Genomic DNA, 20,695 nt, shown 5'->3' with positions numbered 1-20,695 from the left:
GGGCTCGAGGTCATCCTCGAGCCCGTCCGGCGTTTCACGGCATAACCTCGTCCCATGAGTCGGCCGCACACCTTCACCCCGCCCCCCTGCGCCCACGCCCGCCAGCTCCGCACCGCGCGCGGGAACTTCGCCGTACTGGACGCCTCGCCGAGCACCGTGTCGCGTGGCACCGCCCTCCTGCTGCCCGGGTACACGGGCAGCAAGGAGGACTTCATCGCACTCCTCGAACCACTCTCGGCAGCCGGGTACCGCACCGTCGCCGTGGACGGTCGCGGGCAGTACGAATCCGACGGCACGGACCGTCAGGAGACGTACGCACAGGGCGAGTTGGCCCGTGACGTGCTCGCGCAGGTTGCCGCGCTCGGCGCCCCCGACGACGGCACCGTACATCTGGTCGGGCACTCGCTCGGCGGGCAGATCGCCCGCGCCGCCGTGCTGCTCGACGCCGCACCGTTCCGTTCGCTGACCCTCATGTCGTCCGGCCCCGCCCAGGTCTCCGAGGCCCAGCAGCTCAAGGTGAAGGTGCTCAGCGATGCGCTCACGGCGCTGACCATGGCCGAGGTGTGGGAGGCGATGCGCGCGCTCGACCCGCCCGAGGAAGCGGCGACCGACGGCGAGGCCCTGGGCCGGCGCTGGCTGCGCCACCGGCCCGCCCAGCTGATCGCCACCGGCCGCCAGTTGGCGACCGAGCCGGACCGGGTGGCCGAACTCGCCGCCGTACCACTGCCCGTCCATGTGCTCTCCGGCGAGCGCGACGACACCTGGCCGGTACCGCTCCTCGACGAGATGGCACAGCGGCTGGGGGCGCGCCGTACCCGGATCGCGGGCGCCGAGCACTCCCCCAACACGGACCGCCCCGAGGAGACGGCGGCCGCGCTCGCCGCCTTCTGGAACAGCCTGTAGCCGACAGGCGCGAGCGGGCTCAGTACTGCGCCTGGAGGTGCTGCCAGAAGCCGTCGCGCAGGGCCCGCCGCAGATGCGCGTGGCCGCGCAGCGAGTGCTGCAACAGCCGTTCGGCCTCGACCAGCAGGTCCTGGTCGACCGAGCCCGGCAGGTACGGATGTCCGGGCAGCAGATCGGCAAGGGAGTCCCGGCCCCGGGCGGCCAGCCAGGCCGCGGCGATCTGCGCACCGACGAAGCGGACATCTTCGCGCGAGGGCGCGGGGGTGTCCTCCTCGTAGGTGGTGACGGGGCGTCTGGTGACGTACGGGCGGCAGAAGTCCAGGTCGAAGGTGCGCTGGCTGTCGACCTCCCAGAGCAGCGGTTCGGCCTGGTTGCGCCCCTCCCCCGCCTCGATGCCCCACAGGTGCACCCGGGCCCCGTACCCCTGCGCCGCCTCGACCGCGGACACCAGGTCCTCGTCGCCGCCGACCAGTGCCGCGTCGCTGATGGCGCGGTGCCGGGCGAGCGATTCGAGGTCGGTGCGGATCAGTGAATCGACGCCCTTCTGCTGGTTGTTGGCGTTGAGGTTGCCGAGTCTGACCTTGACGTCGGGGAGTTCGGCGATGGACTGCTGCTCGACGGTGTGAATGCGCCGCCTGGCTCCGTCGTACCAGTAGACGCGCAGCAGTCTGCTGTCCGCGAAGATCGTGCGGGCCTTGTCGATGAAGGCCTCGATCAGTCCCTCCGCGTCGAGGTCGAAGGAGCGACGGTCCTCGGTGCCGGTGACGAGCAGTCCGGCCGCGGCGTACACATAGCCGGCGTCCACGAAGATCGCATGGGTCGAGGGGGTCTTCGACACCTCGGCGAGCACGCGCTGGAGCAGCTCGTTGGTGCGGTCCAGCCGCTCGCGGATCTCTGCCTCGTTCATTCGGGCCTCGTCGTAAGCCTCATCGTGGACCTCGTCGTGGACCTCGTCGACGCCTGCTCGGTGATCTGCTGATACTTAGACATCCAAAAAATTTCCTTAGCGTAGGGAATGTTTGCAGTGGGCAAGCCGTTGTACATCTCGTGGAGCGCAGGACAGCGGTGTCGGGCGCTCTCATCCTTGTGGACGGGTCACCCGTCCTCCCAGTAGTTCTCCAGCAGGAGGATCAGACGAAGGGAAGCCTTGTGCGCTTCGAGATCATGCGACTCGACGATGTCGACGGTACCGCCGTGGACAGCACCGTCGTGGACGCCGCCTCCGTCAACCGGATCGTGCAGCAGGCCGCAGCCATAGGCCAGCGCATCTATATCCGCCCGGCCGAAACCTCGGCTTCGTAACGCATAACGACGCTCAAAGACGAAGCGCCCCCGCACGGAAGTCTTCCGTACGGGGGCGCTGTGGTGTCCGCCGGCGCCGTCAGGCGTTCTGGATGACCTGGGTGACGCCGTTGATGATCTGCTGCACTGCGATGGCGGAGAGCATCATTCCGGCGAGCCTGGTCACCAGCACCACACCGCCGTCCTTGATGACCCGGATGATCAGCAGCGAGTAGCGCATGGCCAGCCAGAGCACGATGTGCATGGCGATGATCGCCGACCAGACCGCGAGCTGGCTTCCCACACTGTCGGCATGCTGCACCGCGAGGATCACCGACACGATCGCACCGGGCCCGGCGAGCAACGGCATGCCGAGCGGTACGAGCGCCACATTGACGTCCTTCGTCTGCGTCGGCTCGTCGGTCTTGCCGGTGAGCAGATCGAGCGCGATCAGCAGCAGCAGGAGTCCGCCCGCGATCATCAGGGCGGGCACGGAGACATGCAGATAGTCGAGGATCTGCTGGCCGAGCACACCGAAGACGGCGATCACACCGAAGGCGACGGCCACGGCCTGCAGCGCCATCCTGCGCTGCATCTTGGCGGGTCGGCCGGCGGTGAGGGCGAGAAAGATCGGAGTGATCCCGGGCGGATCCATAATCACAAAAAGCGTGAGAAAAAGGGATCCGAAGACAGCGACGTCGAACACAGTGAGCCTTGCGAGAAGAGAGCGGGATGTGGCCTGAAGGAGCGCACCCCGAAGCCATGACGGCGGCCTGGCGGCCGGGTGCGCGGAAGTGAAACGCGGAAGTGGAACGTGGAGGTGGGGGCGCGGGACGCGCGGATGGAACGAGTGGCGTTACGCGTGCGGCCGCGGGGCGGAACGGTCCAGGGCCTCACGCCCCGGCCGCGACGCGGACCTACGCGTACGTGGTCACGTGTGCGTGGTCACGACTGCGTCGTCGTTACGCGGGGCGGGGTCCACCGGCGCCCGGCACCGGGAAGGCTCCCGTGGCGCGCCGGGTGATCTCGCCGTAGATCTCGGGGTCGGTGGTGTACTCGCCGAGCCCGACGGTCTTGTGGCTGCCGTGGTAGTCGCTGGACCCGGTCGTCAGCAGCCCCAGCTCCCGGGCGAGCCCGCGCAGCCTGGCCCTGGTCATCTCGTCGTGGTCCATGTGGTCCACCTCGATGCCGTCGAGGCCCGCCGCGGCGAGCCGGGCGATCGACGACTCCGGCACCACCTCACCGCGCTTCACGGCGAGCGGGTGGGCGAAGACGGTGACGCCACCGGCGGCCTTGACCAGCCGGATCGCGTCGAAGGGGTCGAGTTCGTGCTTCTCGGCATACGCGCGTCCGCCGTTGGCGAGCCATGCGGGCGTGAAGGCGTCGGACACCGTCCCGACGACGCCGAGCTCGACGAGCGCGGCGGCGATGTGCGGCCGGCCGACCGATCCGTCCCCGGCGATCCTCGCGACCTGCTCCCAGTCGATCGGGACACCGAGCGCCTGGAGCTTGCCCACCATCGTCCGGGCGCGCGGCACCCGGTCGTCCCGTACCAACTCGCGTTCGCGGGCCAGCTCGGGCTCGTCGGGGTCGAAGAGGTACGCCAGCATGTGCAGGCTCACACCGTCGATCCGGCAGGAGAGCTCGGCGCCGGTGACGAGGGTGAGCCCCTCGGGGAGGGCGGCGATCGCCTCGGCGTGGCCGCGCACGGTGTCGTGATCGGTGAGGGCGACGACGTCGAGGCCCGCGGCCGCGGCGTTGCGCACCAGCTCGGCGGGGCGGTCCGTGCCGTCCGAAGCGGTGGAGTGGGTGTGCAGGTCGATGCGCACGACGCGTACTCCAGTGCTCGGGGCCGGACAGGGGGGACGTCCCAGGATAACCGGCATTCGAGCGGTGCCCGGCCGGGCCCGATGGCCCTCGGGCGCCAGGTCCCGCGTCGCGCCCCGATCCGGTCGGTCTCAGTTGATCAGGCGAGGGGTGAGCGCCCCGCACGGCACCAGGTCCATCTCTCCCCCGGCCTCGCGCAGATCGGCGAGCACCAGCTCGTCGTACATCAGGAGTCCGGACTGCTCGGGCCAGACGATCGCCCAGAGCCACAGCCCGCGCGCCTCGCCCACGAAGACCGCGCGGTCCTCCGGCGCTCCCTTGACGTGCCAGAGCGGGGTGGGGCGGCCGGCGGCGAGCATCTTGACGTCCGGCGGGCCGTCGACGTCCAGATGCGGGCCGGGGTCGGGGCCGTCGACGCCCGCGTAGCGCGCCCCGAGTCCGACGCCGAGCTCCTCGGTGACGAGCAGCAGCTCGCCGATGCCGCCGACCGGACCGGGACCGGAGCAGGCGACGACGGTGGCGCGACCGCCGCTGCGGTCGTCACCCGCGCTCGCCACACCGGTGAACAGCCAGCCCACCGGCAGCGGCCAGGGCATCCACACCGGCACCTCGGCCCGGCGCACCACCACCCCCAGCGCCTCGACGCTGGGCGGGATGGCCGGCTGCAGCGGTTGCACGCTGCCGTGCACGGAGCACTGCCAGGTGTCGGCAAAGAGACCGGGCGCCCTGACCCGGCCTCCACACTTCGGGCAACTGGGTTCGCCCCTCATAGCGCCCAACGGTCCTCCTCGACCGTCGTCGCGTCAAGGATGATCACCCGTCCGCAGCGTGGCCCCCACCTGCGCGTTTAGATGCAGCTTGCATCCATTAGACCCTCTAACTTATTCTGTGTATAACGCAACGACCTAGTGGAGAGCGAGAAGCCCATGCAAGGAGAGGATCCGTTCGATCAGGGAGCGGGCAGCATCCTGCGCCAGCCGAAGGCCGTCTGGGCCACGGCGGGCGCCTCTGTTGTCGCGTTCATGGGAATCGGCCTGGTGGACCCGATTCTGCCGTCCATCGCCAAGGGCCTGGAGGCGACGCCGAGCCAGGTGTCGCTGCTCTTCACCTCGTACTTCCTGATCACCGCCGTCGCGATGCTCGTCACCGGCTTCGTGTCCAGCCGGATCGGCGGCCGCAAGACGCTGCTGACCGGCCTCGCGCTCGTCGTCGTCTTCGCCGCGCTCTCCGGCACCTCGTCGTCCGTCGCCGAACTCGTCGGCTTCCGGGCCGGCTGGGGTCTGGGCAACGCGCTCTTCGTATCGACCGCACTCGCCGTGATCGTCGGTGCCGCGGCCGGCGGCAGCGCGGCGGCGATCCTGCTGTACGAGTCGGCGCTCGGCCTCGGCATGGCCTGCGGACCGCTGCTCGGCGCCCTGCTCGGCGACGCCAGCTGGCGCTACCCGTTCTTCGGCACGGCCGCGCTGATGGCGATCGGCTTCATCTGCATCACGCTGTTCCTGAAGGAACAGCCCAAGCCCGCCGAGAAGACCTCGCTGCTCGACCCGATCAAGGCGCTCGGCCACGGGGGCCTGGCCTCCGTCGCGACCTCGGCGTTCTTCTACAACTACGCGTTCTTCACGATCCTGGCGTTCACGCCGTTCGTACTGAACATGACGCCGTACAAGTCGGGCGCCGTCTTCTTCGCCTGGGGGCTGCTGCTCGCGGTCTTCTCGGTGCTCGTCGCCCCGCGGCTGCAGAAACGCTTCGGATCACTGAAGGTGCTCGGCGCCTCGCTGGTGCTGCTCGCCGCCGACCTGGTGATCCTGGGATACGGCAACCACACCGCCGCCGTCGTCTGCACGATCGTCTCCGGCGCCTTCATCGGCATGAACAACACCGTCTACACGGAGCTGGCGCTCGGGGTGTCGGACGCGCCGCGCCCGGTGGCGAGCGCGGGCTACAACTTCGTCCGCTGGTTCGCCGCTGCCGCCGCCCCGTACCTCGCCCCGAAGATCGAGGAGTGGAGCAACATCCACATCCCGTTCGTGGTCGCCGCGATCGCGGCCGTGGTCGGTGCGGTCGTCGTCGGGATCCGGCGTACGGCGCTGAGCCACGAAGCGGAGGAGCTGGAACCGAAGCACGCCACCGAGGACGGTGTCACCGTCTTCGCCAACTGACCGCCGCGTCAACCCGGTTCTGCCCCGCCCGCGGCTCCCCCCTCCTGGCCGCGCGGCGGGGCTTCCCGTATGCCCGGCCCGCAATGACGTACGTCTCAGTCCAGGTCCACGGAGCCGCGCAGCGGATCTCGCAGATCCGTGCCGTGCGACAGCCACCGCTCCTGGAGCTCCTGCGCGCCCCGGACCCGCTTCCACGCGGCCTCGTTGTGCGTCATCGGCAGCAGCGGCAGGAACCGCACCGGCTCCATGGGCCCGCCCGTCTCCCGGCCACCGCCCCTCACGGAGCCGCTGCGCGGCGCAGGCTCATCCAGCTCCAGGTCCTCGACCAGCCCGCCCGGCTCGGCGACCAGTACGGAGCTGAACGGCGCCCCGGGCCACAGCGGTTCGCCCACCTCCAGCGAGGCACCGGGGGCCACGATCACCCCCTCGACCTGCGGGGAGGCCGCCAGCACGGCCAGCGGGCGCAGCACCTTGTCGGTGTCGGCGAGTCCGGCGCGCACGGAGAGGATCAGCTCGGCGCGCGGCCCCTTCACCGGGTCCGCGAGGGTCGCGGTCGGGTCGGCCATCGGCTGTGCGGACATGCCGAGCGTGGCGTAGCGCACCACGTCACCGTCGACGAAGCGGAGCACCTCGATGCGGTCCGTTCCGAGGAACGTCACCGCTGCGCGCGCGTCGGGTTCGCCGAGGGCCGTGAGCAGCCGGGCCTCGACCAGAGCAAGAATTTCTCCCATCCCGCGAGCATAGGACGCGTATGGAACGGGCAAAGTAAAGGATTGGCCCTCAGTCGGCTGATAGTCTTGGCCGCTGGTCGGGGCAGCACGCAGAAGCGTTGCTCTCAGTCTCGACGACACGTCATCCCCCACGGGGGACCGACTGGAGGAGGTGGGGCTGCCATGGATCGAAGTCGACCGTGCAGTACCAACCGCTCTTCCGTATCTCACCTCTCTTCGGTGATCTGAAGCCTTCTCGGTCAAGGCCCAAGGCATTGCGCACGGCGGAAGAGCACCCCCCTTTGCCTGTCTGTAGCGAATTTGCCTGTCTGTAGCGAACGCCGTCATCGCGCCGCCGCGGTGCCGCCCGCTTTGCGGACGTGAGCCCACGTCCCCATTCCGGGCTGTTCCACGTGCCCGACGACGGCCCTCCGTGAAGGAGCCAGCCATGTCGATGATCCGCGACCTGCGCGCCGCCGTGCGCCCGTCCCTGCGCAAGAGCAACGCCCTGCACAACAGTTACGACACCACCCGTGACCCGTCCGCCTCCAGCGCGGTCGTCGACTGCGCGGTCTACCGCGACGGACGGCGCGTGGAGACCGGCTCCTGCCGCACGCCGCACGAGGCGATGCTCGAGGTGCGGGAGGAGGGCGGCTTCGCCTGGATCGGCCTGCACGAGCCGACCGAGGAGGAATTCGCCGGTATCGCCCGGGAGTTCGGTCTCCACCCGCTCGCCGTCGAGGACGCCGTCCACGCCCACCAGCGGCCGAAGCTGGAGCGGTACGACGACACGCTGTTCACCGTCTTCAAGACCATCCACTACGTCGAGCACGCCGAACTCACCGCGACCAGCGAGGTCGTGGAGACCGGCGAGGTGATGTGCTTCACCGGCCGGGACTTCGTCATCACCGTGCGGCACGGCGGCCACGGCTCGCTGCGCGCGCTGCGGCACCGGCTGCAGGACGACCCCGAGCTGCTGGCCAAGGGGCCCTCCGCGGTCCTGCACTCCATCGCCGACCACGTGGTCGACGGCTACATCGCGGTGGCGGGCGCCGTCCAGGAGGACATCGACGAGGTGGAGATCGAGGTCTTCTCCACTCCCGCGAAGGGCAGCCCGCGCGGCTCGGACGCGGGGCGGATCTACCAGCTCAAGCGTGAGGTCCTGGAGTTCAAGCGGGCCGTATCACCGCTGCTGCGGCCGATGCAGCTGCTGAGCGAGCGGCCGATGCGGCTGATCGACCCCGACATCCAGAAGTACTTCCGTGACGTCGCCGACCACCTGGCGCGGGTGCACGAAGAGGTCATCGGCTTCGACGAACTGCTGAACTCGATCCTCCAGGCCAACCTGGCGCAGGCGACCGTCGCGCAGAACGAGGACATGCGCAAGATCACGTCCTGGGCGGCCATCGTCGCCGTACCGACGATGATCTGCGGCGTGTACGGCATGAACTTCAAGCACATGCCGGAGCTCCGCTGGACGTACGGCTACCCGATGGTGATGGGCGTCATCGGAGTGGTCTGCTTCTCCATCCACCGCACGCTCAAGCGCAACGGCTGGCTCTAATAGAGTTCAGGCATGACTGCTGCTGCCGCTGACGCGCCGCTGGGCCGGGCCCTGGTCGAGGAGGCCACGAAGAAGTCCGGCCTCATCTGGGTGCGGGGCACCGGCCCCGCGCGGGCCCTGTGGCACGTATGGCACGAGGGTGCGGCGGATCTGGTCGGCGACGGCCCCGGTGAGCAGCCGCTCCCGGCCGGTCTCGCGGACGGGTCCGCCGCCGAGGTGACCGTGCGCAGCAAGGACAAGGGGGGCCGGCTGATCTCCTGGACGGCCGCCGTGTCGGAGCTCGCGCCGCACTCCGAGGAGTGGGAGGCCGCGGTCGCCGAGCTCAAGGGCAAGCGGCTGAACGCGCCGGACGCCGAGCAGATGACGGAGCGGTGGGCGCGCGAGTGCCGGGTGCTGCGGCTGACCCCCGGCGAGTTCCGTACGGAGCTGCCGGACGGCTCACTGGCGGCACCGCCGCTCCCGACGTCCGCGACCACACGCCGGCCGGTGCCGGCCGGGCTGCCGCGACTGCTGAAGCGGGGCCGCAAGGGCTGACGGGGCGGAGCACCCCCGATCCACCGGCCTGGAGCGGTGCGCCTCCGATCCACCGGGCGGCGCCCCGGCTCGTGCAATCCGCGGCGCGTGCGGGACGCGGCTCATGCAATCCGCGGCGCGTGCGGGACGCGGCTCATGCAATCCGCGGCTCGTGCGTCCCGCGGCTCGTGCGGCGCGGCTCGTGCGGCGCGGCTCGTGCGGCGCGGCTCGTGCGGGCTGCTCGTGCGGGCTGCTCGTGCGGGCTGCTCTCAGGAGGACGTCTTGGGCAGCTGCTGTCCGTAGTCGACCGTGTCGCCCTTCGCCGGGGCCTCCAGCGGGAAGTCCCTGCCCCAGTCCGACAGCGTCACGATCCCCCCGCCGCCGCCGCGCGCGAAGCGCAGGGGATACGGGGTGCCCTCCAGCGAGACGTCGAGCGAGCCGCCCTCGCCCTTGCCGCCCGTGATCTGCACGGTCCGGGTCGCTCCGACCTTCTCCCGGTCGCCCTTGTTGAGGGTGCCGTGCAGGGCGAGCAGCCCGTCGAGCAGGGTCTTCTTGTCCGTGAAGCCGCGCAGCTGCTTGTACGTGGGGTCGTCCTCGGGCACCTTCACGTACTTGTCCTCGAGCTTGTCCGCGGCCGCTCCGCCCGCGTCGCTGCCGGCGCCGGACTTCTCGCCGGACTTCTCGTCGTGGCTCCAGAACCCGGAGTCCGCCTTCATATAGAGCTCGTCACCGATCCGCAGCAGCTCGAAGGTGCTGTCCTTCGAGGTGACGGAGCCGGTGCCGCCCTTCTCCCTGAGCTGCATATTGAGCTTGTACGTGCCGCCCTTGCTGACCAGCGTCCCGGCGAGCCGCACCGCGTCGGCGGAGGCCGCGGCGGCCCGCGCCTTCTTCTCGATGTCCGTGGCGGTGAGCTTGCCGACGCCGTTGGTCCCCTGGTCCGGATCCTCGCCCCCGCACGCCGCGAGGGCGGCGGTCAGCCCAGCGCAGAGCACAACGGCGAGGGCGGTCCGGCGGCGACGGATCCGGACGGGCGGGACGGAAGAGGTCACAGGCGCACTGCCTCTCATCTGCGGGGCGGGGGTGGCAGACGGCAGCGTACCTGTGCCGTACACGCCGTCCGGCAGAGAGCCGTACGGACGGGTCCACCGGGGCAACGCGGAGCGGTACGGGCTAGCCTGATCCCGTCATAACGGTTAATTAGCTGTCAAACGGACCGGGCAGAGAAGTCGTACACGGAAGAAGGAGGCGCACCATGGCTGCAGGCGCCCCCCGGATCTTCGTCTCGCATCTCGCCGGCGTCCCGGTCTTCGACCCCAACGGCGATCAGGTGGGCCGCGTCCGCGACCTGGTCGCGATGTTGCGGGTCGGCGGCCGGCCGCCCCGGCTGCTCGGCCTGGTCGTCGAAATGCTCAGCCGCCGCCGGATCTTCCTCCCGATCACCCGGGTCACGGGGATCGAGTCCGGTCAGGTCATCACCACCGGTGTGGTCAACATGCGGCGCTTCGAACAGCGGCCCACCGAACGCCTGGTGCTCGGCGAGTTCCTCGACCGGCGCGTACGCCTCGTGGAGACCGGAGAGGAGGTCACCGTCCTCGATGTCGCCATCCAGCAGCTCCCGGCCCGCCGCGACTGGGAGATCGACAAGTACTTCGTACGCAAGGGCAAGGGCGGCGCGCTCCGGCGCAAGGGCGAGACGCTGACGGTGGAGTGGTCGGCCGTCAGCGGGTTCTCGCTGGAGGAGCGCGGGCAAGGCGCCGAGTCCCTGGTCGCCACGTTCGAGCGGCTGCGCCCGACGGACGTGGCCAACGCGCTGCACCATCTCTCGCCGAAGCGGCGGGCCGAGGTCGCCGCGGCGCTCGACGACGACCGGCTCGCCGACGTCCTGGAGGAGCTCCCCGAGGACGACCAGGTGGAGATCATCGGCAAGCTCAAGGAGGAGCGCGCCGCCGATGTCCTGGAGGCCATGGACCCCGACGACGCGGCCGACCTGCTGTCCGAACTCCCCGAGGCGGACAAGGAACGGCTGCTCACCCTGATGCGTCCGGACGACGCGGCGGATGTGCGGCGCCTCATGTCGTACGAGGAACGGACCGCGGGCGGTCTGATGACCACCGAGCCGATCATTCTGCGCCCGGACGCGACGGTCGCCGACGCGCTCGCGCGGGTCCGGCAGGCGGACCTGTCCCCGGCGCTCGCCGCCCAGGTGTACGTGTGCCGCTCGCCGGACGAGACACCGACCGGCAAGTACCTGGGCACCGCGCACTTCCAGCGGCTGCTGCGCGATCCGCCGTACGCCCTGGTCAGCTCGATCGTCGACAGCGATCTCATCCCCCTCGCACCGGACACCCCGCTGACGTCCGTGACGAGCTATCTGGCCGCGTACAACCTGGTCTCGGCGCCGGTGGTGGACGAGAGCGGCTCACTGCTCGGCGCGGTGACCGTCGACGACGTGCTCGACCACCTGCTGCCCGAGGACTGGCGGGAGACGGACTTCCACGGTGAGGAGGAGGCCGCCCGTGGCCGGTGAGGACCGCGCGAAAGGGGCGTCCACGGGTGCCTCGGGCATCGCGCGCCCGCCCCGTTCCCGGCTGGACCAGCCGAAGGCCCCGCGGCGGCGGCTGCTGCCCGAATACGACCCCGAGTCGTTCGGCCGGCTCTCCGAACGGATCGCCCGGTTCCTGGGCACCTGGCGCTTCATCGCCTGGATGACACTGGTCATCATCATCTGGGTGGTGTGGAACGCCTTCGCGCCCGTGGAGTGGCGGTTCGACGGGTACCCGTTCATCTTCCTGACGCTGATCCTGTCGCTCCAGGCCTCGTACGCGGCCCCGCTGATCCTGCTCGCGCAGAACCGGCAGGCCGACCGCGACCGGGTCACCTACGAGCAGGACCGCAAGCAGAACGAGCGCTCCATCGCGGACACCGAGTACCTCACCCGGGAGATCGCCTCCCTGCGGATGGGCCTCGGCGAGGTCGCCACCCGCGACTGGATCCGCTCCGAACTCGAAGACCTCGTGAGGGAGCTGGACGACCGCCGTGTCCTGTTCCCGGCCGAGAGTGACGAAGACCGCTGACGGGGGCTACTCGCGCGTAGCGCCGGGCGCCGTAACATCGTCGGTATGGCTACGGAAGACGCGGTGCTTGAGGCACTGGCGACAGTGAACGACCCCGAGATCCACCGTCCGATCACCGAGCTCGGCATGGTGAAGTCGGTCGAGATCGACGCTGACGGTGCAGTCGCTGTCACGGTCTATCTCACGGTCTCCGGCTGCCCGATGCGCGAGACGATCACCAAGAACGTGACCGAAGCGGTGGAGAAGGTCGAAGGCGTCAGCCGCGTCGACGTCACGCTCGATGTGATGAGCGACGAACAGCGCAAGGAACTCACGGCCTCGCTGCGCGGCGGCACGGCGGAGCGCGAGGTGCCGTTCGCCAAGCCCGGCTCGCTGACCCGGGTCTACGCGGTCGCGTCCGGCAAGGGCGGCGTCGGCAAGTCGTCGGTCACCGTGAACCTGGCGGCCTCGATGGCGGCCGACGGCCTCAAGGTCGGTGTCGTGGACGCGGACATCTACGGGCACAGCGTGCCCCGGATGCTCGGCGCGGACGGCAAGCCGACCCAGGTCGAGAACATGATCATGCCGCCGTCGGCGCACGGCGTGAAGGTCATCTCCATCGGCATGTTCACCCCGGGCAACGCCCCGGTGGTGTGGCGCGGACCGATGCTGCACCGAGCGCTCCAGCAGTTCCTCGCCGATGTGTACTGGGGCGATCTGGATGTCCTGCTGCTCGACCTGCCGCCGGGCACCGGTGACATCGCGATCTCGGTGGCGCAGCTCGTGCCGAACGCCGAGATCCTGGTCGTCACGACCCCGCAGCAGGCGGCCGCCGAGGTGGCCGAGCGGGCCGGCTCGATCGCCGTGCAGACCCACCAGAAGATCGTCGGTGTCGTCGAGAACATGTCGGGCCTGCCGTGCCCGCACTGCGACGAGATGGTCGATGTGTTCGGCACCGGGGGCGGCCAGAGGGTCGCCGAGGGACTGACGAGGACGACCGGCGCGGAGGTGCCGGTGCTCGGTTCCATCCCGATCGACGTACGGCTGCGCGAGGGCGGCGACGAGGGCAAGCCGGTCGTCCTGTCCGACCCCGACTCTCCGGCCGGCAAGGCGCTGCGCACCATCGCGGACAAGCTGGGGGGCCGTCAGCGCGGCCTGTCGGGCATGTCGCTGGGAATCACCCCGCGCAACAAGTTCTGAAGCGTCGGGGACTGCTCTCGATCGCCGGACGGGCGTGATGTGTCAGGCGCGTCCGGCGAAACCGAGCCCGGTCGGTGATCGAGGTCGCTTTCAAGCCCGGTGGGCGATCGAGGTCACCTTCGGGTTCGAGCCCGATCGGTGATTGAGGTCAACGCGGCAACCAGCCTCGGCCGGTCACCGCCGTCCCCCCTCGCTACGCGTACGTCGCGATGTCGCCGACGACCGAGAAACCCAGCCCGTACGCGCTCATCCCCCGCCCGTACGCCCCGATGTGCACCCCGTCGTGCGCCGACCCCGCCAGCACCCAGCCGAACTCGGACTCGCGGTAGTGGAACGGCACGGGGGCGCCGTCCACGGGCAGTGACAGCGCCGACCACGCGGGGCCGTCCAGATCGTCGGCGAGTTCGAACGCCGTCTCCGTCTGCTGGTCCAGCCAGTCGTCGCGCAGCGAGTGGTCCAGCTGCGGGGGCCATGTATAGGCGAGCAGCCCGGACCCGGCCAGCCAGGCCGCGGAGGAGACCGTGGTCGCGTCCAGCACCCCCGTACCGTCACCGCTGCCCCGCACCGGACTGCTGCCCACCGTCACGACGACGGCGAATCGTTGTTTCTCGGTCCCCGCGTCGGCCCGTACCGACGGTTCGTCACCGTGCCCCAGGGAACCGTGCTGCACGGTGCCGTCCGCAGCGGTGCCGACCTGCATCAGCCAACGGGGTCCGGTGAAGGCCTCGTCCAGTGCGTACCAGGGAAACGGAGCTGCCAGATAACCGTCGACGACAGCCCGGGTCGCCGACACCCCTTCTGCGGCGACTGTGCCCGGCGCGTCTTCCGCGCCCACCCGACTGGTCGTCTCCATATGCCCGGCCCGCCTCCTCGATCCCTTGGGTCCGGAGCGGCCCGCCCCCCACGGGCGTCCTCACAACCGGACAGATGGAGAATAGCCATACCGTCCGGGCGACTCGGGATTGACTGCCGTCAGGTGGCGTCTGCGTCGAACGGCGGGTGGTCGTCCTTCGCGGGCTGCGCACGCTTCTTGAGCAGGTCCGGAGCACCGCCGGAGCCGTTGGCGGCGGTGATCGCCGAGCCGCTCGACACGCCACCACCGGAGTCCACGGACTCCACGGACTCCACGGCCGCGCTCTCCCGGCCGTTCGCCGCGTCGGTGACCTCGGCCAGGTCCTTGCGCAGGTCGAAGCTCTCGCGGATCTCCTTCAGCCCCAGATCGTCATTGCCGTCCATGAGCTGCTTGCGGACGAACGTCTTGGGGTTGAGGTCCTCGAACTCGAAGTCCTTGAACTCCGGACCGAGCTCCGTACGGATGTCCTCCTTGGCGCTCTCCGAGAACTCACGGATCTTGCGGATGAAGCGCGAGGCGTCCTGGATGACCTTGGGCAGCTTGTCCGGGCCGAAGATCAGCACACCCAGGATCGCGAGCGTCACCAGCTCGAGTGCGCCTATGTCATTGAACACCCTGTTGCTCCTCGTGTTCTCCGAGACCGTGTCGGTCGAGGTCCGGACCCGGCCCACGGTACCCGCCGAAACTGTCCGCGCGGTAGCGTCCCGTGGCCGTCACGTGCCGGTTGCCGAACCGAGAGTCAAAGAGATGGACAGGTCTTTACCACCTCGGGTCAGACCGAGGTCCAGCCGGTCGCCGGGCCGGTGCGCGCGGATCTTCACGATCAGCTCCTCACCGCTGTGCACCCGCTGGCCGTCGACCTCGGTGATGATGTCCCCGGGCTTGATCCCGGCCTTGGCCCCGGGTCCGTCCGGCGTCACCGCGGGCTTGCCGGCCGCCCCCTTCGTGCCGACCTTGGCGCCGTCCCCCGTGTACTTCATGTCGAGCGTGACGCCGATCACCGGGTGGGTGGCCTTCCCGGTGTTGATCAGCTCCTCGGCGACCCGCTTGCCCTGGTTGATCGGGATGGCGAAGCCGAGACCGATGGACCCCGCCTGCCCGCCCTCGGTGCTCGAACCACTGTCGGCGGCACGGATGGCGCTGTTGATGCCTATGACATGGGCATCGGTGTCGACGAGCGGACCGCCGGAGTTGCCCGGGTTGATCGGGGCATCGGTCTGCAGCGCGTCGACGTAGCTGACGTCGCTGCCGTCGCCCTTCTCACCGCCCGCGGTGATCGGCCGGTCCTTGGCGCTGATGATGCCGGAGGTCACGGTGTTGGACAGGTCGAAGGGGGCGCCGATGGCCACCACGGGGTCGCCGACCCGCACATTGTCGGAGTTGCCCAGCGGCAGCGGCTTGAGGCCGGAGACGCCGGTGACCTTGACCACGGCCAGGTCGTAGCCGCTGTCCTTGCCGACGACCTCGGCGCGCGCGGTCTCGCCACCGCTGAACGTCACGGTGATCTCGCCGGAGGACCCGGCCGGGGCGACGACGTGGTTGTTGGTGAGGATGTGGCCGGAGTTGTCGAGCACGAAGCCGGTACCGGTGCCGGATCCGGTGGTGCCGCTGACATGGAGGGTGACCACGCTGGGCAGCGCGCTGGCGGCGATGCCCGCGACGCTGTCGGGGGCGCGGCCCCCGCTGTTCCGGCTGGTCTGCGGAAGCTCGACCTGGGTGAGGCCGCCGTTGCGCTCGATGTAGGCGCCGATGCCGCCGCCGATGCCTCCCGCCACCAGTGCGAGCAGCACGGCGCCGATGAGGAGGGAGCCGCGGCGGTTCTTCTTACGGCCGGTGTCGGCCCCGAGCGGCGGGCCCGGGTTCGTCAGCGGCTGCCGGGGTGCACCCCAGGGGTCGTACTGGAGCCACTGCGTCGACTGCTGCTGCGGGAGCGAGGGAGGGGGTGCGGGCATGGGCGTGGGCGTGGGCGTGGGTGTGAAACCGGGGGCGGTGGGGTGGGTGGGTGCGCCGGGTGCTGTGGGGCCGGTGGGGATGCCTGCGCCGTTCGTCCCGGCGTACTGCGCGGGTACGGGGGTGCCGTGCGCGGGGGTCGGGACCGGTCGCTGCACAGGTGGTGCGGGTGCCCAGGGGCCGGGTCCGCCGTAGGGCGGGGTGCTGTACTCATCGGGCTGGTGCAGCGGCGCCGCGGGCCGCGCGGCCGGTACGGACTCCATGGGCTCGGGCGTAGGCGCTTCCGTCATGTCTGTCACGGCCGTCTCATCTGTCGTATCGGCCGTGGGTGCCGTGTCCTGCACGGGGGACGGCTCGTCCGGCGCTGTGCGGGTGGTGCGTCCCGGCGCGGGCCGACTCCACCATTTCGCCTTCGGCCCGGTGGACTTCCCGTCTTCCATGTTCTCCCCGCAACTGCCGCAACTGGCCTCTGCACGCCCCCGCAGGGGCGTCCTTCCCGGAACTGCTCCCGGAATTCAACCAGGTTTGCGAATGTCTGCGCAGACCTGCGGTCAGCGCCGGGAGGAAAGCGGCAGACCACGGTCGGCGGGGGTAGGGAGGGCCGAGGCCGGCGGCGCCCAGGACGGCGGCGCGGAGGGGGCGGGGGGCTGCGAGGCGAGCCGCCCGAGCACCCGTGCGAAGAGCGGGGACGTGCTGGTCGGACGTATCAGCGGTGACGCGGACACATTGGTCAGGCCCTGAACTCCGAAGGTGTTCCCCGCGAGGGTTCCGGATGCCAGGGTTCCGGGCACGAGGGTTCCGGAGGAGAGCAGTGCGGGGGCCGTGGAAGGCGCTGCCGGTGTGACCTCCGGCACGGACGGCGGGGCGGCGGCGATCGAGCGGTCGCCCGCCTCCGTTGCGGCGAGCGCGCCCTGGCTGCCACCGTTGCGACGGCTCACCGAGCTGCTGCTCTCGCTGCGCGAAGCGACGTCGAGCGGGGTCACCGCGTTTCCGGCGCCCGCGGCGCGGACCGGGGTGTTGGAACCCGCGCCCGTCGGCAGCGCACCGCCCAGGGCGATGGCCGCCAGCGATACGGCGCTGGCCGCGGCGAAGGCGAACCTCCGCCCGCGCCACGGCGACCGGTCCGGCTCGCGGCCCACCTCATGGATCCGGAAGCCCGACCGGGAGGACGGCCCACCCGGCAGTACGGCGGTCGAGCCGTGCGGGACCGGAGCGAAGCCGAAACTCCCCAGCGGTGAATTCCCCGGCGAATCGGTGCGGCTGCCGGGCTGCTGGATCATCGGGAAAAGCCCGTCGGCGAAACGCCCGGAGCCGCCGAACGGTCTTCCCTGGCTGTCGTCGTCGCCCCCCGGCCCCCCGGGAAGGCCCTGCAGCCGGGCGAGGAACCCCTCGGACGGCGAAGGCGGGGCGGACTGTGCGAAGACGCTCTTCAGGCGCCGCTGTGCGGCTGCCTCGGCCTTGCACTTGGCGCAGGTCGCGAGGTGGGCGAGCACCCGCTCACGGGCATCGTGTTTCAACTCGCCGTCGACAAGCGCGGCGAGCCGGTCCCCCAGATGCTGCTCCGCGGGGGTCGGGCTTGTGCCACTCACGCCGTTCCGCCCTCCCCTGCCAGGATCGCGCCCGCCAGCGAGCGCTGCTCGGCACGGGCCTCGGGCGAACGGTGCTGCAGCGCCTTGCGCAGGTGCGAGCGACCTCGGTGGATACGGCTGCGCACGGTGCCGAGCTTCACGCCCAGCGTCGCTGCGATCTCCTCGTACGAGAGGCCCTCGATGTCACAGAGCACGACGGCGGCACGGAATTCGGGCGCGAGGGTGTCCAGCGCCTGCTGCACGTCCGCGTCGAAATGCGTGTCGTTGAAGACCTGCTGCGGGGACGGCTCACGGCTCGGCAGCCGCTCGGCGGCGTCGTCACCGAGGGAGTCGAAGCGGATCCGCTGCTTACGACGGACCATGTCCAGGAACAGGTTGGTCGTGATGCGGTGCAGCCAGCCCTCGAAGGTGCCCGGCGTATAGGTGGACAGCGACCGGAACACGCGGACGAAGACCTCCTGCGTGAGGTCCTCCGCATCGTGCTGGTTGCCCGTCAGCCGGTAGGCGAGTCGGTAGACACGGCCGCTGTGCGTGCTGACGATCTCTTCCCATGAGGGCGGCGTCCACGCCTGGGAGTCCGCATCAGAGGCGAAGGTCGCGGTCGGTGCGGAATCGTTGGAAGAACGGTCAGCGATGTTGGTCACGGATTTCGGCTCACCCGCCGACCTGAGGAAGCGCCACAGCACTCCTCTCCGATCCACAGGCGCAGCCGCACCTCCCCTATCGGCTCTGGTGGTGTCCAGCGGAGCCCCTACCATAGCCACCTCGCCCGTTAGCTCCGGATAAGCCTTTTTCCTGCTGGGGCCGGGGAGCACCCCGGGAACCTCCGGCCCATGGCCTCCGGACCCGATCCGCGGGCCGATTCCATGCGCTTTCCCCTGCCCTTGCATAACGCCCGGTCCCATCTGCGGGTTCCCGGGTACAGCGGATACAGTCACCGTTGCGCCAACTACGGGGACAGGAGAGGGTCATTACCGCCAACCGGCAGACGAGCTGGGCGTTCGCCGACGCCTTTGTCGCCGAGGACGAACCATTGCACTGGGCCCGGGACCGGGCGCGGGAGGCAGGGCTTCGCTCGGTGTCGCCAGGTACCGGCGCCGCGCTGCGCTTGCTCGCTGCCACGACGGACGCCAAAGCGGTGGCCGAAATCGGCACCGGGACCGGCGTGTCCGGGCTCTATCTCCTGCACGGCATGCGGCCCGACGGGGTGCTGACCACGGTCGACCCCGAGCCCGAGCGCCAGCAGTTCGCCCGTGCGGCGTTCCGGGCCGCGGGGTTCGCCGCCAATCGGGCCCGCTTCATTCCCGGCCGCGCCCTGGACGTACTGCCGCGGCTCGCGGACGGCGGATACGACCTGGTGTTCTGCGACGGCGACCGGCTGGAGAGCCTGGACTGTCTCGCTGAATCGTTGCGTCTGCTGCGGCCCGGCGGTCTGGTGTGCTTCGAGGGAGTCTTCGCGGACGGCCGTACGGTCGACTCCGCGGCGCAGCCTGCGGAGGTGCTGCGGCTGCGGGAGCTGCTGCGGGCGGTACGGGAGAGCCAGGAGCTGATGGCGACGCTGCTGCCGGTGGGCGACGGCTTGCTGTGTGCGGTGCGGAGGGGCTGACGCCCCCGGGAACGGAGTCAAGAGGCCTGCCCCTGCCCGGGCGAACCGGGGGGTGTCCTCAATCGCCGGACGGGCGTGATCCACGGGTCCGGTTCCCCGGGCGCACCGGCTGCGGACACATCACTGCCCCGGCACGGTCACCGTGCCGGGGCAGTGAAGAAGTGTGGGCGCCTCTGCTCAGCCGACGACCTTCTTGAGGGCATCGCCGAGTGCATCGGCCTCGTCCGGAGTCAGCTCCACGACAAGCCGACCGCCGCCTTCGAGCGGAACGCGCATGACGATGCCCCGCCCCTCCTTTGTCACCTCGAGCGGGCCGTCGCCCGTCCGCGGCTTCATGGCCGCCATGCTCGTTCCCCTTCCTGAAACCAGCTCATCGCAACCGGCGGCCCCATGACAGGCGCTGTGTCACCGGCATCGAACACATTGCTTCATGGCCATTATCCCGCATCACAGACCCCGATGACCAACATCGGTCGGCATCGCTTGCGCAACGCGCTCTCTCAAAACCACCCAATTCGGCGATCGAGCTGCGATACTCCGCCCCCCGCACCCCTCCATCGGAGCACAATTGTTAGACGCAGGTCACATGTTCGCCCCGGCCCGAGTCGGCCATGCTTGCCTGGACAGGCATTGCCCGAGGTGCAGAGGGGACAGCGAAATGGCCGACCAGATAGCGGACAGCGTGCTCCATGAAGTGAGCGACGGACTCGCGACGATCACGATCAACCGTCCCGACGCGATGAACGCCATGAACACCGAGGCCAAGGTGGCGCTCCGTGACGCGCTGAAGTCCGCGGCGGCCGACACCGCCGTACGGGCCGTTCTGCTCACCGCGACCGGGCGCGCCTTCTGCGTCGGCCAGGATCTGAAGGAGCACGTCGGCAAGCTCGCCGAGGCCCGTGAATCCGGCGGCGGCAATGCGCTGAGCACCGTGCAGGAGCACTACAACCCGATCGTGCGGGCCATCACCGAGATGCCCAAGCCGGTGGTCGCCGGGGTGAACGGTGTCGCGGCCGGTGCCGGTTTCGGGTTCGCGCTGGCCTGTGACTACCGGGTGGTCGCCGACACCGCCTCGTTCAACACGTCCTTCGCCGGGGTCGCCCTGACCGCCGACTCGGGCGTCTCCTGGACGCTGCCCCGCCTGATCGGGCAGAGCCGCGCCGCCGATCTGCTGCTCTTCCCGCGGTCGATCTCCGCGCGGGACGCCCACGAGCTGGGCATCGTGAACAAGCTGGTGCCCGCCGCCGACCTGGCCGCCGAGGCCGCCGGTGTGGCCCGCGCCCTGGCGTCCGGTCCCACGGTGGCGTACGCCGCGCTCAAGGAGTCCCTGGCCTACGGCGCCGCTCACACCCTGAGCGAGGCGCTGGAGAAGGAGGGCGAACTCCAGACGAAGGCGGGTGCGTCCGAGGACCACACGATCGCGGTGCAGGCGTTCCTGAACAAGGAGAAGCCGAAGTACCTCGGGCGGTAGCCGCTCCCGACCGGGT

Annotated in this window: 22 protein-coding genes; 10 read left to right on the top strand and 12 right to left on the bottom strand. The window is 70.2% G+C overall.

Annotation, left to right across the window (positions count from 1 at the left end; genetic code table 11):
• Positions 1-54 precede the first annotated feature (54 nt).
• Positions 55-903, top strand: a complete 849-nt coding sequence (locus ACFVV1_RS01955; protein ID WP_389982988.1) for an alpha/beta fold hydrolase — start codon at positions 55-57, stop codon at positions 901-903.
• 19 nt (positions 904-922) lie between these two features.
• On the opposite strand, the gene ACFVV1_RS01950 is transcribed toward ACFVV1_RS01955, so the two are convergent.
• On the bottom strand, positions 923-1,810 hold the full coding sequence (locus tag ACFVV1_RS01950; RefSeq protein WP_389982985.1) for an NYN domain-containing protein: 888 nt from the start codon (positions 1,808-1,810) through the stop codon (positions 923-925).
• Between the two features lie 242 nt (positions 1,811-2,052).
• On the opposite strand from ACFVV1_RS01950, the gene ACFVV1_RS01945 reads away from it, so the two are divergent.
• Positions 2,053-2,205, top strand: coding sequence for a hypothetical protein (locus tag ACFVV1_RS01945; protein ID WP_177328023.1), 153 nt, complete (start codon positions 2,053-2,055; stop codon positions 2,203-2,205).
• 79 nt (positions 2,206-2,284) lie between these two features.
• Here ACFVV1_RS01945 and ACFVV1_RS01940 read toward each other — a convergent pair whose 3' ends face one another.
• From ACFVV1_RS01940 to ACFVV1_RS01930, 3 genes are all read right to left on the bottom strand, one after another.
• Complete coding sequence (locus ACFVV1_RS01940; protein ID WP_266748380.1) at positions 2,285-2,890, bottom strand: MarC family protein; 606 nt, start codon at positions 2,888-2,890, stop codon at positions 2,285-2,287.
• 256 nt (positions 2,891-3,146) lie between these two features.
• A complete protein-coding gene (locus ACFVV1_RS01935; RefSeq protein ID WP_389982982.1) occupies positions 3,147-4,013 on the bottom strand; it encodes a PHP domain-containing protein in 867 nt (288 codons plus the stop codon).
• A gap of 129 nt (positions 4,014-4,142) precedes the next feature.
• Entirely contained in the window at positions 4,143-4,781 is a 639-nt protein-coding gene (locus ACFVV1_RS01930; protein WP_389982979.1) for a DUF6758 family protein, read from the bottom strand.
• Between the two features lie 156 nt (positions 4,782-4,937).
• Between ACFVV1_RS01930 and ACFVV1_RS01925 the strand changes: the two genes are divergently transcribed.
• The gene (locus ACFVV1_RS01925) at positions 4,938-6,170 is read left to right on the top strand and encodes an MFS transporter (protein ID WP_389982977.1); all 1,233 of its coding nucleotides are present in this window, start codon (positions 4,938-4,940) and stop codon (positions 6,168-6,170) included.
• Between the two features lie 95 nt (positions 6,171-6,265).
• Here ACFVV1_RS01925 and ACFVV1_RS01920 read toward each other — a convergent pair whose 3' ends face one another.
• A complete protein-coding gene (locus ACFVV1_RS01920) occupies positions 6,266-6,901 on the bottom strand; it encodes a suppressor of fused domain protein (protein WP_389982974.1) in 636 nt (211 codons plus the stop codon).
• A 427-nt stretch (positions 6,902-7,328) separates the two neighbouring features.
• Here ACFVV1_RS01920 and ACFVV1_RS01915 point away from each other — a divergent pair, with 427 nt between their 5' ends.
• Complete coding sequence (locus ACFVV1_RS01915; RefSeq protein ID WP_389982971.1) at positions 7,329-8,444, top strand: magnesium and cobalt transport protein CorA; 1,116 nt, start codon at positions 7,329-7,331, stop codon at positions 8,442-8,444.
• 12 nt (positions 8,445-8,456) lie between these two features.
• The gene (locus tag ACFVV1_RS01910; RefSeq protein ID WP_389982968.1) at positions 8,457-8,978 is read left to right on the top strand and encodes a hypothetical protein; all 522 of its coding nucleotides are present in this window, start codon (positions 8,457-8,459) and stop codon (positions 8,976-8,978) included.
• A 248-nt stretch (positions 8,979-9,226) separates the two neighbouring features.
• Here the strand turns inward: ACFVV1_RS01910 and ACFVV1_RS01905 are convergent, their stop codons facing one another.
• On the bottom strand, positions 9,227-10,006 hold the full coding sequence (locus ACFVV1_RS01905; protein WP_389982965.1) for a hypothetical protein: 780 nt from the start codon (positions 10,004-10,006) through the stop codon (positions 9,227-9,229).
• A 203-nt stretch (positions 10,007-10,209) separates the two neighbouring features.
• On the opposite strand from ACFVV1_RS01905, the gene ACFVV1_RS01900 reads away from it, so the two are divergent.
• The 3 genes from ACFVV1_RS01900 to ACFVV1_RS01890 are packed head-to-tail and all read left to right on the top strand — an operon-like array spanning position 10,210 to position 13,210.
• On the top strand, positions 10,210-11,484 hold the full coding sequence (locus ACFVV1_RS01900; RefSeq protein ID WP_389982962.1) for a magnesium transporter MgtE N-terminal domain-containing protein: 1,275 nt from the start codon (positions 10,210-10,212) through the stop codon (positions 11,482-11,484).
• The gene (locus ACFVV1_RS01895; RefSeq protein WP_389982959.1) at positions 11,474-12,031 is read left to right on the top strand and encodes a DUF1003 domain-containing protein; all 558 of its coding nucleotides are present in this window, start codon (positions 11,474-11,476) and stop codon (positions 12,029-12,031) included. Before ACFVV1_RS01900 ends, ACFVV1_RS01895 begins: the two co-directional genes overlap by 11 nt.
• Positions 12,032-12,076: 45 nt before the next feature.
• A complete protein-coding gene (locus ACFVV1_RS01890; RefSeq protein WP_389982956.1) occupies positions 12,077-13,210 on the top strand; it encodes an Mrp/NBP35 family ATP-binding protein in 1,134 nt (377 codons plus the stop codon).
• A 193-nt stretch (positions 13,211-13,403) separates the two neighbouring features.
• On the opposite strand, the gene ACFVV1_RS01885 is transcribed toward ACFVV1_RS01890, so the two are convergent.
• The 5 genes from ACFVV1_RS01885 to sigE form a co-directional block, all read right to left on the bottom strand.
• Positions 13,404-14,063, bottom strand: a complete 660-nt coding sequence (locus tag ACFVV1_RS01885; protein WP_389982953.1) for a hypothetical protein — start codon at positions 14,061-14,063, stop codon at positions 13,404-13,406.
• 119 nt (positions 14,064-14,182) lie between these two features.
• Complete coding sequence (locus tag ACFVV1_RS01880; RefSeq protein ID WP_389982950.1) at positions 14,183-14,677, bottom strand: sec-independent translocase; 495 nt, start codon at positions 14,675-14,677, stop codon at positions 14,183-14,185.
• 99 nt (positions 14,678-14,776) lie between these two features.
• Positions 14,777-16,453 (bottom strand): trypsin-like peptidase domain-containing protein, encoded by a 1,677-nt coding sequence (locus ACFVV1_RS01875; protein ID WP_389982947.1) that lies wholly within the window; start codon positions 16,451-16,453, stop codon positions 14,777-14,779.
• Between the two features lie 111 nt (positions 16,454-16,564).
• Positions 16,565-17,602 carry a zf-HC2 domain-containing protein gene (locus ACFVV1_RS01870; RefSeq protein WP_389982944.1) on the bottom strand — a complete coding sequence of 346 codons (1,038 nt, stop codon included), beginning with the start codon at positions 17,600-17,602 and terminating at the stop codon, positions 16,565-16,567.
• Positions 17,599-18,360: an RNA polymerase sigma factor SigE gene (gene sigE / locus ACFVV1_RS01865; protein ID WP_389982941.1), complete on the bottom strand. Its 762-nt coding sequence runs from the start codon at positions 18,358-18,360 to the stop codon at positions 17,599-17,601. The genes ACFVV1_RS01870 and sigE overlap by 4 nt, the downstream gene beginning before the upstream one ends.
• A gap of 182 nt (positions 18,361-18,542) precedes the next feature.
• On the opposite strand from sigE, the gene ACFVV1_RS01860 reads away from it, so the two are divergent.
• Positions 18,543-19,208 carry an O-methyltransferase gene (locus ACFVV1_RS01860; protein WP_389982938.1) on the top strand — a complete coding sequence of 222 codons (666 nt, stop codon included), beginning with the start codon at positions 18,543-18,545 and terminating at the stop codon, positions 19,206-19,208.
• Positions 19,209-19,385: 177 nt separating this feature from the next.
• On the opposite strand, the gene ACFVV1_RS01855 is transcribed toward ACFVV1_RS01860, so the two are convergent.
• Complete coding sequence (locus tag ACFVV1_RS01855; protein WP_003966491.1) at positions 19,386-19,553, bottom strand: DUF3117 domain-containing protein; 168 nt, start codon at positions 19,551-19,553, stop codon at positions 19,386-19,388.
• 313 nt (positions 19,554-19,866) lie between these two features.
• On the opposite strand from ACFVV1_RS01855, the gene ACFVV1_RS01850 reads away from it, so the two are divergent.
• Positions 19,867-20,679 (top strand): enoyl-CoA hydratase/isomerase family protein, encoded by an 813-nt coding sequence (locus tag ACFVV1_RS01850; RefSeq protein ID WP_389982935.1) that lies wholly within the window; start codon positions 19,867-19,869, stop codon positions 20,677-20,679.
• Positions 20,680-20,695 lie beyond the last annotated feature (16 nt).

Source organism: Streptomyces sp. NPDC058092 (assembly GCF_042884935.1).
Lineage (GTDB): Bacteria > Actinomycetota > Actinomycetes > Streptomycetales > Streptomycetaceae > Streptomyces.
This window is presented reverse-complemented; position numbering and strand designations above follow the sequence as displayed.

Excerpts from the sequence above, each read along its gene's own strand:
- ACFVV1_RS01850 (WP_389982935.1), top strand. The coding sequence starts at position 19,867 with ATGGCCGACCAGATAGCGGACAGCGTGCTCCATGAAGTGAGCGACGGA.
- ACFVV1_RS01955 (WP_389982988.1), top strand. The coding sequence starts at position 55 with ATGAGTCGGCCGCACACCTTCACCCCGCCCCCCTGCGCCCACGCCCGC.
- sigE (WP_389982941.1), bottom strand. The coding sequence starts at position 18,360 with ATGGTAGGGGCTCCGCTGGACACCACCAGAGCCGATAGGGGAGGTGCG.
- ACFVV1_RS01925 (WP_389982977.1), top strand. The coding sequence starts at position 4,938 with ATGCAAGGAGAGGATCCGTTCGATCAGGGAGCGGGCAGCATCCTGCGC.
- ACFVV1_RS01920 (WP_389982974.1), bottom strand. The coding sequence starts at position 6,901 with ATGGGAGAAATTCTTGCTCTGGTCGAGGCCCGGCTGCTCACGGCCCTC.
- ACFVV1_RS01885 (WP_389982953.1), bottom strand. The coding sequence starts at position 14,063 with ATGGAGACGACCAGTCGGGTGGGCGCGGAAGACGCGCCGGGCACAGTC.
- ACFVV1_RS01930 (WP_389982979.1), bottom strand. The coding sequence starts at position 4,781 with ATGAGGGGCGAACCCAGTTGCCCGAAGTGTGGAGGCCGGGTCAGGGCG.
- ACFVV1_RS01910 (WP_389982968.1), top strand. The coding sequence starts at position 8,457 with ATGACTGCTGCTGCCGCTGACGCGCCGCTGGGCCGGGCCCTGGTCGAG.
- ACFVV1_RS01855 (WP_003966491.1), bottom strand. The coding sequence starts at position 19,553 with ATGGCGGCCATGAAGCCGCGGACGGGCGACGGCCCGCTCGAGGTGACA.
- ACFVV1_RS01900 (WP_389982962.1), top strand. The coding sequence starts at position 10,210 with ATGGCTGCAGGCGCCCCCCGGATCTTCGTCTCGCATCTCGCCGGCGTC.
- ACFVV1_RS01890 (WP_389982956.1), top strand. The coding sequence starts at position 12,077 with ATGGCTACGGAAGACGCGGTGCTTGAGGCACTGGCGACAGTGAACGAC.
- ACFVV1_RS01950 (WP_389982985.1), bottom strand. The coding sequence starts at position 1,810 with ATGAACGAGGCAGAGATCCGCGAGCGGCTGGACCGCACCAACGAGCTG.
- ACFVV1_RS01915 (WP_389982971.1), top strand. The coding sequence starts at position 7,329 with ATGTCGATGATCCGCGACCTGCGCGCCGCCGTGCGCCCGTCCCTGCGC.
- ACFVV1_RS01875 (WP_389982947.1), bottom strand. The coding sequence starts at position 16,453 with ATGGAAGACGGGAAGTCCACCGGGCCGAAGGCGAAATGGTGGAGTCGG.